This window comes from Sulfitobacter sp. S190, from assembly GCF_025141935.1.
Lineage (GTDB): Bacteria > Pseudomonadota > Alphaproteobacteria > Rhodobacterales > Rhodobacteraceae > Sulfitobacter.
The window spans coordinates 259001-273689 of sequence record NZ_CP081120.1; the positions used below are offsets into that span (position 1 = coordinate 259001).

Below are 14689 nucleotides of genomic sequence, written 5' to 3' on the forward strand. Positions count from 1 at the left end.
CACCGGGGTGTTGGGTCGGAAAGGAGATTTCCATGACCCATACGATCAAGCTGAAAGAGAAAGAAGCCCTGACGCCCGATACCAACCGGTATGTGTTCGAGCGGCCTGCCAACCTCGATTTCAAACCCGGACAGGCGACCGAGCTGAGCCTGACCAAGGACGGGTGGCGCGACGAGGGCCGGCCCTTTACCTTCACCTCGCAGCCCGACGACGACCATCTGGAGTTCGTCATCAAGAGCTATCCGTCCCATGACGGGGTGACCGAGCAGCTGGCCGATCTGCAACCCGGTGACGAGGTGCAGATGGAAGAGCCCTTTGGCGCGATCCGCGATCATGGTCCGGGTGTCTTTCTGGCCGCGGGTGCGGGCATCACGCCGTTCATCCCGATTCTCGAAAAACACGACGCCATGGGCGAGATGGACTGCACGCTGATTTTCACCAACAAGACCGAGGCCGACATCATCCTGCGCGACAAGTGGGAAGCGATGGCGGGGCTGAGCACCCATTTCACGGTGACCGATCAGGACGATGCGTCGGTCGAGACAGCGAAGATCGACAAAGCCTATCTTTCGCAGCACATCGGCGATTTCGACCAGACGTTTTATCTGTGCGGACCGCAGGAATTTGTCGACGATGTACGTGATGGATTAAAAACGCTGGGCGCCAAGGATGATAAGATTATCACCGAAGAAGGCTGGTAACGTCATGTCGCAGGCCCCCGGTTATTGAAAATCGCGGTGCGGGTTGTTACTCTGGTGACAGCCCCAGCGTCGGGGGCCTGGCGACGCGACTAAAGGAGGACAATGTCCTGTCTATGCAAACAGACGCAGTTATCACTGCGCACACCGGGGCAGCCGTGATGGCCAGCGCCAAGACCCAAGCCACAAGTGACAAACTTCTGGCGACGATTCTTTCCTCACTCAATGACGACAAAGCCGAAGATATCGTGCAGATCGATCTGCGTGGTAAAACGGAAATTGGCGATCATATGGTGATCTGTTCGGGCCGTTCGACCCGTCAGGTTGCGGCCATTTCCGAGAAGCTGGCGCAGCGTATCAAGGACGAGTACGGCCTGTCGGCGCGGACCGAGGGCAAGGATTCGGGCGATTGGGTGTTGATCGACACGGGCGATGTGATCGTTCACGTGTTCCGCCCCGAAGTGCGCGAGTTCTATCAGCTGGAGAAGATGTGGCTGCCGCAAGGCGATGCCGCGCCGGTTTCCTGATCCGTCATGAAGGTGCAGATTTGTGCCGTTGGCCGGCTGCGTGCCGGTCCCGAAAAGACGCTGATCGACGACTATCTGAAACGGTTTGACCGAACCGGCCGGGCTTTGTCGCTTGGGCCGGTTTCTGTTTTGGAAGTGGACGATCGCAAGGGCGGCGGCATGGCGGGCGAAGCGGTGCTGTTGCGCAATGCGGTGCCGAGCGGCGGGTTGATCTGTTGTCTGGACGAGCGCGGCACGGTCGAAAGTTCCGTGGCGTTTGCCAAGCGGCTGGACGGCTGGAAGCACCGCGGCGTGGGATCGGTGAGTTTCGTGATCGGCGGGGCGGACGGCATCGCGCCCGATCTGCGCGAGAACGCGGATCACAAGCTGTCATTTGGCAAGATGGTCTGGCCGCACATGCTGGTGCGTGTGATGCTGGCCGAACAGCTGTACCGCGCGGCGAGCATTCTGTCAGGCGGCCCGTACCACCGGGCCTGAGCGGCGCGTCAGGGCAGTTTCACCTGTTTGACGTTGGAGCTCCAGCCGCTGACCGTATCATGCGCATCGATCTGGACCGTTTTCACACTGTCGGGGATGCGCACGCCGGAGAGCGACCGTGTGAAGGGTTGCTCATTGACGTGCGGATGCGCGAGCTTGCGCGTGCCCAGCAGATTGTCGTCCATGTCACGGATGCGCCAGGCATCGACGTAGTGTTCCCACCCGGTATCGCCATGCGAGATCGTGACGTTGAAGGTATAATTGCCATCGTATTGCGAGACCGACACGGTATCGACGCGGGCCGGATCGGCCAGCGCGGGCCCAGCAATAAGGGCCAGTGCGAGAATGCTGTTTCTAATCATTTTGTTCACCACAGTATAATTCAGTCAATATAGGCCGTCAGCCGGTTTGATCCAAGAGCGCCATCCGCGAAAGGCTTGCGAATTCGCGGCGCCAGATCACCACGCAGGTCAGCAGGGCGGCCCCCATCAGCGGCACCGGCCCCAGCAGCCATGCCACCGTTGCCAGCGCAAAATACACCGCCCGCAGGCCGCGGTTGAAGCTGCGGGCGGCGGACACGTTGAGCTGTGCGGCCTTCATCGCCATCGGCATGGCGTTGGCATCGTCGGGGTCGTTGGGCACGGCGGCCATCAGCACCGAGCAATAGCCGAAGAGCCGGTTCGACCAGACGAATTTCAGGAACGCATTGGTCAGCAGGAACACCACCATGATCAGTTTGACCTCCCACACGAAGGTGGGCGACAGCGTGTCGGTCAGATCGGCGGCCACGACCGCGACCTGTTCGGCGTTGCCGATCAGCGCCAGCGTCCCGCCGATGGCGATGACCGAGGTCGAGGCCAGAAACGAAGTGCCCTGCCGCAGGGTGGTGATGGTTTGCGCATCGAAGATCCGCGGCTGCCGCGTTACCATCTGCACCATCCATTCGCGCCGGTACCCCGCCATGATGGTCGATACCGAAGGCCGCGATTTTGCGGGATTTTCGATCCGCCAGCCGATGCCGAGCCACAGCGCGACAAGCAGCGCCAACGCTGCGTAATCGAGGGGCGACAGAAGGTGTAAACGCTCAATCCAGTTCATGGCACGTCTTTAGGGGCTGCGTGCGGGCAGGGCCACCCCCCGCACGCGCCTTTGCCTAGCTCAGATCGCGGAACACACCGATCAGGCGCACGACCTTACCGTCGTCATCGGTGACAGCACGCCCGTGGCTTTCGACTTCGATTTCGGTGCCGTCCGTTTGCACTATCCGTTTGGTGAATTTAAATTCGCCGCCCTTTTCGATCACTTTGCGCACGGCATTTTCCACGTAGTCGCGGTCGTCCGGGTGGTAGAATTCGATCGCCTTGTCGAGAGGCGGTTCGTCCTGGGACGGGTCGAAACCGTGTATGCGGTAGACCTCCTGCGACCAGTGGATCGTGTTGCCCTGCAGATCCACAGACCAGTATCCCACCTGCGCCATGTCCTGCAGCAGATGCAGCTGTGTGAGCATGTTTTGCGCGGCTTCCTTGGCCTCGACCACCTCGGTGATGTCGGTGCCGACGGCATAGATGGTCGGGCGGTTTTCGCCGGTATGGGTATAGGAAATGCGGTCTTCGTTGATCCAGATCGGGCGTTCCGCGCCCGGGGGAAACACTTTGTAGCTGGCCGAGATGCTGTCATCGCGACCCGATACGAGATCCTTGTCGCTTTGCTTGAGCTGTTCGGCGACCACATCGCTGTGCAGTTTGAAGAGGTTCTTGCCGATGATGTCTTCGCGGTTCTCGCCCAGCACACGGGCGAGGCTTTCGGAGGCGCGCAGCAGGGTGCCGTCCTGTGCGTGGTGGGTCACGTACAGCCGCGAATTGTTCAGCAGCAGTTCCATTTCGCGGGCCAGACCGGGGAATTCGGTCACGACCATCGTGGCGCCGAGGATCTGGCCATGCACGTTGAAATAGGGCGAACAGGTCAGCAGCACGCGGGTGTCGTTGGAGTTGAATTCGGCCGACACCGTTTCGCCGACCTTCAACGCTTCCGAGCAGATGGGCGCAAGGCTGGGGTAGCCCGCCGGCAGCACGCACTGGCTGATGTGCGGGTTGGAAATGGGGCGCTTGATCTCGAAGCGCTTGGCGGCGGCATTCGTGGCCTGCGAGATCTGCAGCGCGTTGTCCATCACGATGATCGCCAGCGGGGTGCTTTCGATGACCGAGGTCAGCTCACCGGTGCGGCCCGACAGTTCGGCGGCGGTGACCTGCAGTTCTTCGTTGACGGTGATCAGCTCTTCGTTGGTGGATTGCAGTTCCTCGTTGGAGGTTTCAAGCTCTTCGTTGGTGGCCTGAAGCTCTTCGTTGGTGGATTGCAGTTCCTCGTTGAGCGATTGCAGTTCCTCGTTGGAGGTCTCGAGTTCCTCGATGGTCTGCTGCAGCGCCTCGCGGGTGCTGGCGATTTCGCGCTCAAGGCTTTCGATCCGCTCTGCCGCGTCGCTGTCCTGACTGTAGTCGATGGGCGTGCGTTCGGTTTTGGACAGGTCCACCGGCGTTTCGGTGAACACGACCAGAGACGCGCTTTCGTTGATGTCCTTGGCGATGATCGGATAGACATCGATGCGGGTTTCGCTGCCGTCGCCTTCCTTGAGCATGTGCCGCACACCGGCGCGGTGGGCGTTGTTGCGCATCGCGATGGTGACAAGGCTGCGGGCTTCTTCGCGCAGGGGGCTGCGCAACAGATCGAGGTGCATGCGCAGCGAGCTGCCCGCCTTGACCTCGATATAGCCGGAAATATCGCCGTAGACCCGTGCGATGGAAAAATCCTCGGTCACGAGCATGGAGTTTTCGCCCAGGCTTTTGGCGAGCGCTTCGAACAGGTGCCGGTCCGTGGTCTGGCCGCCGCGCTTTTCCTCGACCGACGTACGCCGCGAGGCAAGCGAGATCACCTGTGATTTTGACCCGGTATAGGTGGAGCGTTGCTGGCCCTGCAAAACCCGTTTGCGGAAGATGTGCGAGGCCTGCCGTTCGGGCGTGAACATGTCTTCGGAGCCCGCGACGCTTTCGGCGGTGCCCAGAAACAGCAGCCCGTCGGAGGCCAGCGCGTAGTGGAACCGCGACATTACCTTATGCTGCAACGTGTTGCCGAAGTAGATCAGAAGGTTGCGGCAGCACAGCAGATCGACCTTCTGGAAGGGTGGATCCTGACAGACATTGTGGTCCGAGAACAGGATGGCGCTGCGCAGGTTGTCGATGACGCGGACGCCGTCGTGCTGGCGGATCAGGTAGCGGTCGGCGAGGTCCTTGGGGATCTCGTTGAGCGCGGACAGGCCGTAGACACCGCGCCGGGCCTTCATCAGCGCGTCCTTGTCGATGTCCGTGGCAAAGATCTGGACATAGTTCTTGAGCGGCACTTCGGGCCCGCCAAGCGCTTCGGAGAGCAGCATCGCTATTGAGTATGCCTCTTCGCCCGTCGCGCAGCCCGCGATCCAGACGCGCAAGGGGCCGCCTTCGCGGGCCTTGACCAGCGAGGGAAGCAGGCTGTTGAGTTCTTCGAATTCGTCCTTGTCGCGGAAGAACCGTGTCACCGAGATGAGCAGGTCCTTGAACAGCGCGTCGAGGGCTTGCGGATTGGTGCGGCAGAACTGCGTGTATTCTTCTTGCGTGCGGATGCCGAGGGCGACCATGCGCCGTTCGATCCGGCGGCTGATGGTGGCCTGTTTGTATTCGCGAAAGTCCACGCGGGTCCGCGCCAGCAGGATCTGCAGCAGGTCGGAGACCGGGCTTTCGGACATTTCGCCGCGCCGGAATTCGCCGAAATCGCGGGGCGAGGAGAGGATTTTCTGCAGGTGCGTGCCAATGTCGCTGGGCCGCAGGATCAGGTCGATGCAGCCGGTCTGGACCGCGTTGTGCGGCATGCCGTCGTATTTGGCGGATTCGTTGTCCTGCGCGATGGTGATGCCGCCCGCCTCGCGGATGGCCTGCACGCCGTAGGTGCCGTCACTGCCGGTCCCCGACAGGATGATCGCGACCGTCTTTTCGCCGTGGCTGTCGGCGAGGCTGGTCAGGAAGCGGTCAACGGAGGGTTTGGGCGAGGCGGGTTCGGGGCTGGGATCGGTGAGCCGCAGCTTGCCGTCCTCGAACAGCACGTCTGTGCGCGGTGGCGTGATATAGATCACGTTGCGTTCGGGTGTCATGTCGTCCTGCACGTCCATCACCCGCAGGCTGGTCTGGCGTGCGACGAGTTCGGTCATCAGGCTTTTGTGGTGCGGGGACATGTGCTGCACAACCACATAGCTGACAGGCAGGTCTTCCGGCAGTGTGCTGACGAGATCGCGGATGGCTTCGAGACCGCCCGCGGATGACCCGATGCCGATTATTGTCAGATCTTCTTCAGGTTTATCTTTCACCGCTGTCCCTTTGCGTGTGCCGTTCTGGCGCATGTTCGAGATACAACCATAGGGCGATTTTGCCCTCGGACGCAACATAGCGATCTAAGGGAGATTGGCATCCGGGGTCAACTTAAACCTCGGTTGACTGCATGTAGCCCTGTTTACCGAGTGTAAATGATTTTTGATTATTTCCGAATGAAACGTAGACAATTTTTCAGGTATCCGGATGGAAATCAGAGCAGTGGCAAACGACATGCCCATCGAAGCGGGACAGCGCCGGTTCGTGGTCAACCTCTTCGTCAAGGAAGGGGAGACTGCGCAGGTGCGATCCTGCGAGGTGCAGGGGGACAAGTTCCGCAACAGGACATCCTTTACCGGCGTCTGCGGCCTGAACGATGTGTTCGAGGAAAAGGTCGCCGAAGGGTTGCGCCAGTGCATGCAGAAGCTGTCGGTCGAGACCAAGGTTCTGTCGCTGCCCGACTACGTGATCGAGACGCGGGGTCTGATCCTTGCGGGGGCGCATATGATGTCGACCTATTCGATGGACGGGACGATCGCGGTGATCTTGCGCTTCAAGCTGATGATCGGGTCGGTTGCCAATGCGTTTGTGCCGGCGCTCGAGATTGATCCGTCAACGCAGGACGAACAGGCCCGGCTGGGCACGCTCGTTCTGTCGGATATCAGCATGCCGCTGCTCAATCTGTGCAGTTCGATGGAATCGGGTTTGACGCCCGACAGCTTTGACACCAATGCGCTGCACCGGCGATTGGCGGAACGCGCCCACGAGATCCGGTTCCAGATCGAGCTGGTCAAACGGTATGTCGACGGGCTGGAGCGGTTTTCACAGGACCAGCCGCGCGGCACCCCGGAGTGGGGCCGGCCATCCGATGCCCCTGCGGCACTTTATCCTCCGCGGCGCGAAGCCTCGGGATGAACCTTGCGCTTTTGCCGAATTGGTAATATTATTTTACCAAAGCGGAGGAAGCAGCCATGGAAATGCCACAGCCCGATCCGGCGATTATCGCGCGAAAACCGCGTGTTGTCGCCCGTTTGCAGAGTGTCCTGCCTTCGGATGCGGTGATTCACGACCCCCGCGAAACCCATGCTTACGAGTGCGATGCGCTGACCGCCTACCGCTGCGCCCCGATGGTCGCGGTGTTGCCTGCGTCGACGCAGGAGGTGTCAGATGTGCTGCGCATCTGTCACGAAGAGGGGGTGCCCGTGGTGCCGCGCGGGTCCGGCACGTCGCTGGCCGGTGGAGCGCTGCCGACCGCGGACAGTGTCATTCTGGGCGTGGCGCGGATGAACGATGTGCTGGAGACCGATTATGCCAACCGCTACATCCGCGTGCAGACCGGCCGCACCAATCTGAGCGTGACCGGAGCCGTCGAGCAGGACGGGTTTTTCTATGCGCCGGACCCGTCGAGCCAGCTTGCCTGTGCGATTGCGGGGAATATCGCGATGAATTCGGGCGGCGCGCATTGCCTGAAATACGGCGTCACGACCAATAACCTCATGGGTGTCAGAATGGTCATGATGGACGGCGAGATCGTCGACATCGGCGGGGCCCATCTTGATGCGGGGGGGCTCGACCTGTTGGGGCTGGTGTGTGGCTCCGAAGGGCAGCTGGGCGTGGTGACCGAAGCGACGCTGCGTATCCTGCACAAACCCGAAGGCGCCCGCCCGGTGCTGATGGGGTTCGATGACAATGCCGTGGCCGGGGCCTGTGTGTCCGACATCATCAAGGCCGGGGTCTTGCCCGTTGCAATCGAATTCATGGACCGCCCGTGTATCGAGGCGACCGAAGCCTTTGCCAAGGCGGGGTATCCGATGTGCGAGGCGTTGCTGATTGTCGAGGTCGAGGGGTCGGATGCGGAGATCGACCACCAGCTGGCGCTGATCATGGAGATCGCGCGCCGCCACGACCCGGTGGAGTTGCGCGAGAGCCGGTCTGCGCAGGAGAGCGCCGCGATCTGGCTGGGCCGCAAGAGTGCGTTCGGCGCGATGGGCCAGATCAACGATTACATGTGCCTGGATGGGACGATCCCCGTGAGCAGTTTGCCCCACGTGTTGCGCCGGATTGGCGAGATGAGGGAGCAATACGGTTTGAAAGTCGGCAATGTCTTTCATGCCGGGGACGGAAACATGCATCCGCTGATCCTGTTCGATGCCAACAAGCCCGGGGATCTGGAGCTGTGCGAGGCCTTTGGCGCCGATATCCTCAAGCTCTGCGTCGAGGTGGGTGGCTGTCTGACCGGCGAGCACGGTGTCGGGATCGAGAAACGCGATCTGATGCATGTGCAATACGCGCCCGCCGATCTGGAGGCGCAGATGGCGGTGAAGGATGTGTTCGATCCGCAGTGGCTTTTGAACCCCGCGAAGGTTTTCCCGCTGGATGCGTCTGGTGCGCGCCGCGCCACAGCGGTGGCGGCAGAGTAACGATCCGACCGGGGGCCAGCCCCCGGACCCCCGGAGTATTTGAGGCCAAGAAAGATATGCAGTCTCCCCAGACCGAAGCGGCGTTGGCCGACATCATCAAGACGACCAAAGGTCCGCTGGCCCTGCGCGGAGGCGGGACGCGTGGCATGACGGCCCCCGGCACGCCGGTCAGCACGGATGCGATGGCCGATATTACGCTTTACGAGCCCGGTGCGATGACCGTGGTTGCGCAGGCGGGCACCCCGGTGGCGCAGATCGAGAAGGCGCTGGCGGCGGAAAACCAGCGCCTGGCGTTCGAGCCAATGGATCACCGGCATGTGTTGGGGACCGAGGGTGTGCCGACGATTGGCGGTGTGATGGCCGCCAATGTGAGCGGTCCGCGCCGGATATCGGTCGGGGCCGCGCGTGATTTTCTGCTCGGGGTCCGGTTTGTCGACGGGCAGGGGCAGATCGTCAAGAATGGCGGGCGGGTGATGAAGAATGTCACCGGATACGATCTGGTGAAACTGATGGCGGGGGCGCATGGCACCTTGGGCGTGTTGACGGAGGTGTCGTTGAAGACCCTGCCGCGCCCCGAGACGGAAGTGACGCTGGTGCTGCACGGGTTGGACGATGCGGCAGCGGTGGCGGCGTTGGCTCGTGCGCTGGGCAGTCCTTACGAGATCAGCGGTGCGGCACATGATCCGCAGGCCCGCGAGACGCTGCTGCGTGTCGAGGGGTTCGAGGCGTCCGTGCGGTACCGTGCGGAGGCGTTGCAGGCCTTGCTGGCGGGTGATGGTGTGGTGGAAGACGCAGGTCAGAGCGCCGCGCGGTGGGAGGCGGTGCGCGATCTGCATGCGTTCGACGGGACGCAGGGCGATATGTGGCGCGTGTCGTGCAAGCCGTCGGATGGTCCCGCGCTGGCCGAAAAGGCCGCCGCGGACCGGGTGTTTTACGACTGGGCGGGTGGGTTGATCTGGATCGCCGTGCCGTCGGGCTGTGACTTGCGAGCGCGATTGGGACGCTATGACGGGCATGCAACGCGCGTGCGCGGCGGCGGTGATGCCATTGCCCGGTTCGAGCCCGAGGTGCCGGGTGTTGCACGGCTGACGGCCGGTTTGCGCCAGCGGTTCGATCCACGGGGGATACTGAACGCGGGATTGATGGGGTGAGCCTCGGTGTCCTGTTCGTGCTGGTATTTATCGGGGGGCCGTTGGTCTTTCGGGCGCTGACACAGGGGCGTGCATCGCGGTCGCGGCGCGGATTGGTCGCGGTTGTGGCCCTTGTCGGGGCGCTGGGTGGATTGGGTGTGCGCTATGGCTTCGAGCATCTGTGGGGGCGCGACATGTGGGTGACGGGGATCGGTGTGGCCCTGATCTGGATGGCGTGGATTGCGGTTCTGGCGTTCGGCACGCTGCGGCTGCGGGCTTATGACAATGGTGCGCGCATGCGCCGCTGGACCGCGGTCTTGGGCGCGATGGGAACAACGATACCGTGGTTCGGGCTGGCCTCTGCCCGCGCGATCGGGGGCTGAGGGAAAAGATATGCAGACGAATTTCAGCGAAAGCCAGCTTGCGGACCCCGGTACCGCGCGCAGCAACGAGATCCTGCGCGCCTGTGTGCATTGCGGATTTTGCACGGCAACCTGTCCGACCTATCAGGTGCTTGGTGACGAGCTCGACAGCCCGCGTGGTCGGATTTACCTGATCAAGGACATGCTCGAGAACGACCGCGACCCAGATGCCAAGACGGTCAAGCACATCGACCGGTGCCTGAGCTGTCTGGCCTGTATGACGACCTGCCCGTCGGGGGTGCATTACATGCATCTGGTCGATCACGCACGCGACTATATCGAACGGCGCTACAAACGGCCCGTGACGGAGCGGATGCTGCGCTGGGTGCTGGCGCGTGTCCTGCCGTATCCGATGCGGTTCAGGGTGGCATTGCTGGGTGCCAAGATCGGCAGGCCGCTGGCGCGGTTCATGCCCGATGCGCGGTTGCGTGCGATGCTGGAGATGGCGCCGCGTCACATTCCCCCTGTCAGCCGCAATGATGATCCGCAGACCTTTCAGGCGGCGGCGCCGCGGCGGATGCGTGTTGCGTTGATGACAGGCTGCGCGCAAAAGGCGCTCAATACCGATATCAACGATGCGACGATCCGGTTGCTGACGCGGTTGGGGGCCGAAGTTGTCGTGGCAGAGGGGGCGGGATGTTGCGGCGCGCTGACCCATCACATGGGCAAGACGGACGAGAGCCATGCCACCGCGGCCCGCAATATCCGCGCTTGGGCCCGCGAGATGGATGCAGGCGGGTTGGATGCGATCGTGATCAACACGTCGGGTTGTGGCACCACCGTCAAGGACTACGGCCACATGTTCCGCAATGACCCGCTTGCGACGGATGCGGCCCGTGTGGCGGGCATCGCACGCGATGTGTCGGAGGTGTTGATGGAGCTGACAGGCCAGACGCCGGACGGGGCCGAGTGGCAGCCCGCGCGCGAGTGGATTGCGGGCACCGATGCGCGGCCTGCGCCGGTACGGCCCGCCGAGGGGACGGTTGTGGCCTATCACGCGGCGTGTTCGTTGCAGCATGGCCAACAGATCAAGACCTACCCGAAGGATTTGCTGAAAAAGGCGGGTTATCAGGTGGTTGAGCCGTCCGATCCGCATTTGTGCTGTGGCTCGGCGGGCACCTACAACCTGATGCAGCCGGAGATTTCTGCGCAGTTGAAGGAGCGTAAGGTGCGCACGCTGGAGGCCCGCAACCCCGACATCATCGCGGCGGGCAATATTGGGTGCATGATGCAGATCGGGTCGGCGGCGGGTACGCCGGTGGTGCATACGGTCGAGTTGCTGGATTGGGCGTGGGGCGGGCCGAAGCCGCCCACACTCGATGCGCAGGCCGATCCAAGAGGCGAAATTCCCAAATTGCGTTGATCCGCGCCCTAATTTCGCCGCAACTGTTGCCTATGCAAAGCGGACAACACCGTTTGGGGGGCACTGTGCGTCGGTATCTGGCTATTTTTCTGCTTGGTCTGGGCTTGGCTTCGGATGCCGTGGCCGAGGATGCGCGTCTCAAGAGCCTCAACAACGGGGTCGAGGCGAAGGCATGGGAAGCAGTTGGCCGTCTGGATATCAACGGGGCGAGCTTTTGCACCGGCGCGCTGATTGCGCCGAAACTGGTGCTGACGGCGGCGCATTGCCTGTTTGATCGCCGCACCAAGGAACGGATCGACGGGTCGGAGGTGCAGTTTCTCGCGGGCTGGCGCAATGGCCGTGCGGGCGCGTACCGTGATGTCAAACGGGCGGTGATCCATCCCAAATACGTGTACGACGGCGATGTATCGTCCGAACGCGTGAAACACGATCTGGCGATCCTTGAACTGACCCATCCGGTGCGCAACACCACCATCAAGCCGTTCCGCACCGCACCCCGCCCGCGCCGTGGCGATCAGGTTGGCGTTGTGTCCTATGCGCTGGAGCGTGCGGAGGCGCCTTCGCTGCAGGAGGTTTGCGAGGTTCTGGCCCGTCAGGACGGTGTGTTGGTCACGTCGTGTTCGGTGGATTTCGGGTCGAGCGGGGCGCCGATTTTCGTGTTCCGAGACGGTGAGCCCTATATCGTGTCGGTCGTTTCGGCAAAGGCCGAGGCGGGCGGCAAGCCGGTGTCTCTGGGCACGGCGCTGGGCCAGTCTTTTGCGGAGTTGCAGGCCGAACTGGTTGCAGGACGCGGGGCGTTCTTGCAAGGCGCGCCGGGTGGCGTGAGCGTGCGTGTGGGCGAGGAAAAGCGCGACACGGGTGCGAAGTTTGTGCGCCCCTGAAAGGCGCAAAATCCCGTAAAAAGGGGTCTTGAACCGGCAAAAATGCTTCCCATATTGGCGATGTCAGGGTGCCTAGAGAGGGCCTTGGCGCAAGACTTCGGGCCTGTCCAATGACGGAAGGTCCTGCACAATAAATCGCTCAAGATATGAGGATGAACCATGCGCAATTTTGATTTTGCACCGCTGTACCGCACCACCGTCGGTTTCGACCAGATCGCCAACCTGATGGACCGTGTGCTGACGGCTGAGACCAATCAGCCAAGCTATCCCCCTTACAACATCGAGAAACTCGAAGATGACGCCTACCGCATTTCCATCGCGGTTGCCGGTTTCTCCGAAGCCGACCTGAGTGTCGAAGTGCGTGACCGTGCGTTGATCGTATCGGCGCGTAAATCCGAAGAAGACAGCAAATCCAAAAGCTATCTGCACCGCGGTATCGCGACCCGCGCGTTCGAGCGCCGCTTTGCGCTTGCCGATCACGTGGTGGTCACCGGTGCGTCGCATGCGGACGGTATGCTGCACATCGAACTGGAGCGTCAGGTGCCCGATGCCCTGAAGCCACGCCAGATCGAGATCGCCAAAGGCGGTCGTGCGATTGAAAAGGATGTCGTTGACGCCAAAGCCGTCAACTAAGACATCGCTTCGATCCGAACAAAAGAGGCCCGGTGCAGCGCTGCACCGGGCCTTTTTCGTGTCGGTCGGAGCGCCGTATCAGACGCTCATGCAGACGTATTTCATCTCGAGGTAATCCTCGATGCCGTGGTGGCTGCCTTCGCGGCCAAGACCGGATTGTTTGACGCCGCCGAACGGGGCCACTTCGGTCGAGATGATGCCGGTGTTTACACCCACGATGCCATATTCGAGCGCTTCGGCCACTTTATAGACGCGGCTGAGATCGTTTGCGTAGAAATAGCTCGCCAGACCGAAGATCGTGTCATTTGCCATTTCGATCACATCATCGACGGTATCGAATTTGAAGAGCGGTGCCAGCGGTCCGAAGGTTTCCTCGTGTGCGACCTTCATGTCCTGCGTCACGCCGGTCACGATGGTGGGGGCGAGGAAATTGCCATCCATTTCGTCCTTGGCGTTGCCCAGCACGATGGTCGCGCCTTTTTCGGTGGCGTCCTTAATGTGTTCGATGACCTTTTCGCTGGCTTCGGGGTTGATGAGCGGACCGAGGTCCACACCGTCCTCGAAGCCGTCGCCGACTTTCATTTTCTCGACCCGCGCCTTGAGCTTGTCGGCGAAGGTGTCAAAGACGCCCGACTGCACGTAGATGCGGTTGGCGCAGACGCAGGTCTGGCCGTTGTTGCGGAATTTGCACATGATCGCACCTTCGACGGCAGCGTCGAGATCGGCGTCGTCAAAGACGATGAAAGGCGCGTTGCCGCCCAGTTCCATCGAGCATTTCATTACCTGATCGGCGGCCTGTTTCAGCAGGATGCGCCCCACTTCGGTAGAGCCGGTAAAGGTCAGTTTGCGCACGGCGGGGTTTTCGCAGAATTCCTTGCCCACTTCGGAAGAAGAGGAGGACGGCAGCACGTTGAACACGCCTGCCGGGATGCCCGCGCGTTCGGCCAAGACGCCCATCACGATGGCCGACAGCGGTGTTTCCGCCGCCGGGCGCGCGACAAACGAACAGCCCGCCGCCAGCGCGGGGGCCGCCTTGCGGGTGATCATCGCGTTGGGGAAGTTCCACGGCGTGATGGAGGCCGCGACACCGATGGGTTGCTTCATCACCATGATACGCTTGTCACGCTGGTGACCGGGGATGGTTTCGCCGTAGACGCGTTTGGCCTCTTCGCCGAAAAATTCGATGAACGACGCGCCATACCCGATTTCGCCCTTGGCCTCGGCCAGCGGTTTACCCTGCTCGGCGGTCAGGATGGTGCCCAGATCGTCCTGATTTTCCATCATCAGATCGAACCATTTGCGCATGACGCCCGCGCGTTCCTTGCCGGTCCATGCGGCCCAGTCCTTTTGCGCCGCTTCGGCCTGCGCGATGGCACCGGCCACCTGCGACCGGCTGAGGTTGGCGACCTTGGCGATCACGTCCCCGCGCGCGGGGTTCAGCACGTCGAAGGTGCCGTCGTCGCCATCGGTCCATTCCCCGCCGATATAGGCGCGGGTTTCCAGAAGGGACGGATCCTTGAGCATGGATTTCAGATCGGTTGTCGATGCAGTCATGTCGCTTGTCTCCACAAATGATTGGGGCCTGCATTTCAAGTTAGCGATATTTTGTCCAGTTCCAGTTTTTATGGGCGGATCACGCCAGCGGCCTGCCTGCGGGGGTGGGCGCGGGCGCTGACCTTCCTGCTTGGAATATCCGTGGTCATTTGCGATGATCGAAAAAAATATTGGCTGCGACATGATGTAAATATCA

The 14689-nt window shown here is 61.8% G+C and carries 14 protein-coding genes; 10 read left to right on the forward strand and 4 right to left on the reverse strand.

Annotated elements, in window-relative coordinates; translation table 11 throughout:
- The first annotated feature begins 32 nt into the window (after positions 1–32).
- From K3756_RS01275 to rlmH, 3 genes are all read left to right on the forward strand, one after another.
- The gene (locus K3756_RS01275; protein WP_259990135.1) at positions 33–701 is read left to right on the forward strand and encodes an FAD-binding oxidoreductase; all 669 of its coding nucleotides are present in this window, start codon (positions 33–35) and stop codon (positions 699–701) included.
- 113 nt (positions 702–814) lie between these two features.
- Positions 815–1225, forward strand: coding sequence for a ribosome silencing factor (gene rsfS, locus K3756_RS01280; RefSeq protein ID WP_259990137.1), 411 nt, complete (start codon positions 815–817; stop codon positions 1223–1225).
- 6 nt (positions 1226–1231) lie between these two features.
- Complete coding sequence (gene rlmH / locus K3756_RS01285; protein WP_259990139.1) at positions 1232–1702, forward strand: 23S rRNA (pseudouridine(1915)-N(3))-methyltransferase RlmH; 471 nt, start codon at positions 1232–1234, stop codon at positions 1700–1702.
- A gap of 8 nt (positions 1703–1710) precedes the next feature.
- On the opposite strand, the gene K3756_RS01290 is transcribed toward rlmH, so the two are convergent.
- From K3756_RS01290 to K3756_RS01300, 3 genes are read right to left on the reverse strand one after another with little or no spacing between them, the layout of a single operon-like run.
- On the reverse strand, positions 1711–2064 hold the full coding sequence (locus tag K3756_RS01290) for a hypothetical protein (protein ID WP_259990140.1): 354 nt from the start codon (positions 2062–2064) through the stop codon (positions 1711–1713).
- Positions 2065–2101: 37 nt separating this feature from the next.
- The gene (locus K3756_RS01295; protein ID WP_259990142.1) at positions 2102–2800 is read right to left on the reverse strand and encodes a DUF599 domain-containing protein; all 699 of its coding nucleotides are present in this window, start codon (positions 2798–2800) and stop codon (positions 2102–2104) included.
- Positions 2801–2855: 55 nt separating this feature from the next.
- Positions 2856–6089 (reverse strand): chemotaxis protein CheB, encoded by a 3234-nt coding sequence (locus K3756_RS01300; RefSeq protein WP_259990144.1) that lies wholly within the window; start codon positions 6087–6089, stop codon positions 2856–2858.
- A 208-nt stretch (positions 6090–6297) separates the two neighbouring features.
- Here K3756_RS01300 and K3756_RS01305 point away from each other — a divergent pair, with 208 nt between their 5' ends.
- The 7 genes from K3756_RS01305 (at position 6298) to K3756_RS01335 (ending at position 12939) form a co-directional block, all read left to right on the forward strand.
- Positions 6298–7005, forward strand: coding sequence for a hypothetical protein (locus K3756_RS01305; RefSeq protein ID WP_259990146.1), 708 nt, complete (start codon positions 6298–6300; stop codon positions 7003–7005).
- A gap of 56 nt (positions 7006–7061) precedes the next feature.
- Positions 7062–8510: an FAD-linked oxidase C-terminal domain-containing protein gene (locus K3756_RS01310; RefSeq protein ID WP_259990148.1), complete on the forward strand. Its 1449-nt coding sequence runs from the start codon at positions 7062–7064 to the stop codon at positions 8508–8510.
- A gap of 56 nt (positions 8511–8566) precedes the next feature.
- Positions 8567–9661, forward strand: coding sequence for an FAD-binding protein (locus tag K3756_RS01315; protein ID WP_259990151.1), 1095 nt, complete (start codon positions 8567–8569; stop codon positions 9659–9661).
- On the forward strand, positions 9658–10023 hold the full coding sequence (locus K3756_RS01320; RefSeq protein ID WP_259990153.1) for a hypothetical protein: 366 nt from the start codon (positions 9658–9660) through the stop codon (positions 10021–10023). Before K3756_RS01315 ends, K3756_RS01320 begins: the two co-directional genes overlap by 4 nt.
- A gap of 10 nt (positions 10024–10033) precedes the next feature.
- Positions 10034–11425 carry a glycolate oxidase subunit GlcF gene (gene glcF, locus K3756_RS01325; protein ID WP_259990155.1) on the forward strand — a complete coding sequence of 464 codons (1392 nt, stop codon included), beginning with the start codon at positions 10034–10036 and terminating at the stop codon, positions 11423–11425.
- Between the two features lie 32 nt (positions 11426–11457).
- Positions 11458–12306, forward strand: a complete 849-nt coding sequence (locus tag K3756_RS01330; RefSeq protein ID WP_409202416.1) for a trypsin-like serine peptidase — start codon at positions 11458–11460, stop codon at positions 12304–12306.
- A 159-nt stretch (positions 12307–12465) separates the two neighbouring features.
- Positions 12466–12939: an Hsp20 family protein gene (locus K3756_RS01335; protein WP_259990161.1), complete on the forward strand. Its 474-nt coding sequence runs from the start codon at positions 12466–12468 to the stop codon at positions 12937–12939.
- A gap of 78 nt (positions 12940–13017) precedes the next feature.
- Here K3756_RS01335 and K3756_RS01340 read toward each other — a convergent pair whose 3' ends face one another.
- A complete protein-coding gene (locus tag K3756_RS01340) occupies positions 13018–14493 on the reverse strand; it encodes an NAD-dependent succinate-semialdehyde dehydrogenase (protein ID WP_259990162.1) in 1476 nt (491 codons plus the stop codon).
- Between the last annotated feature and the right edge of the window lie 196 nt (positions 14494–14689).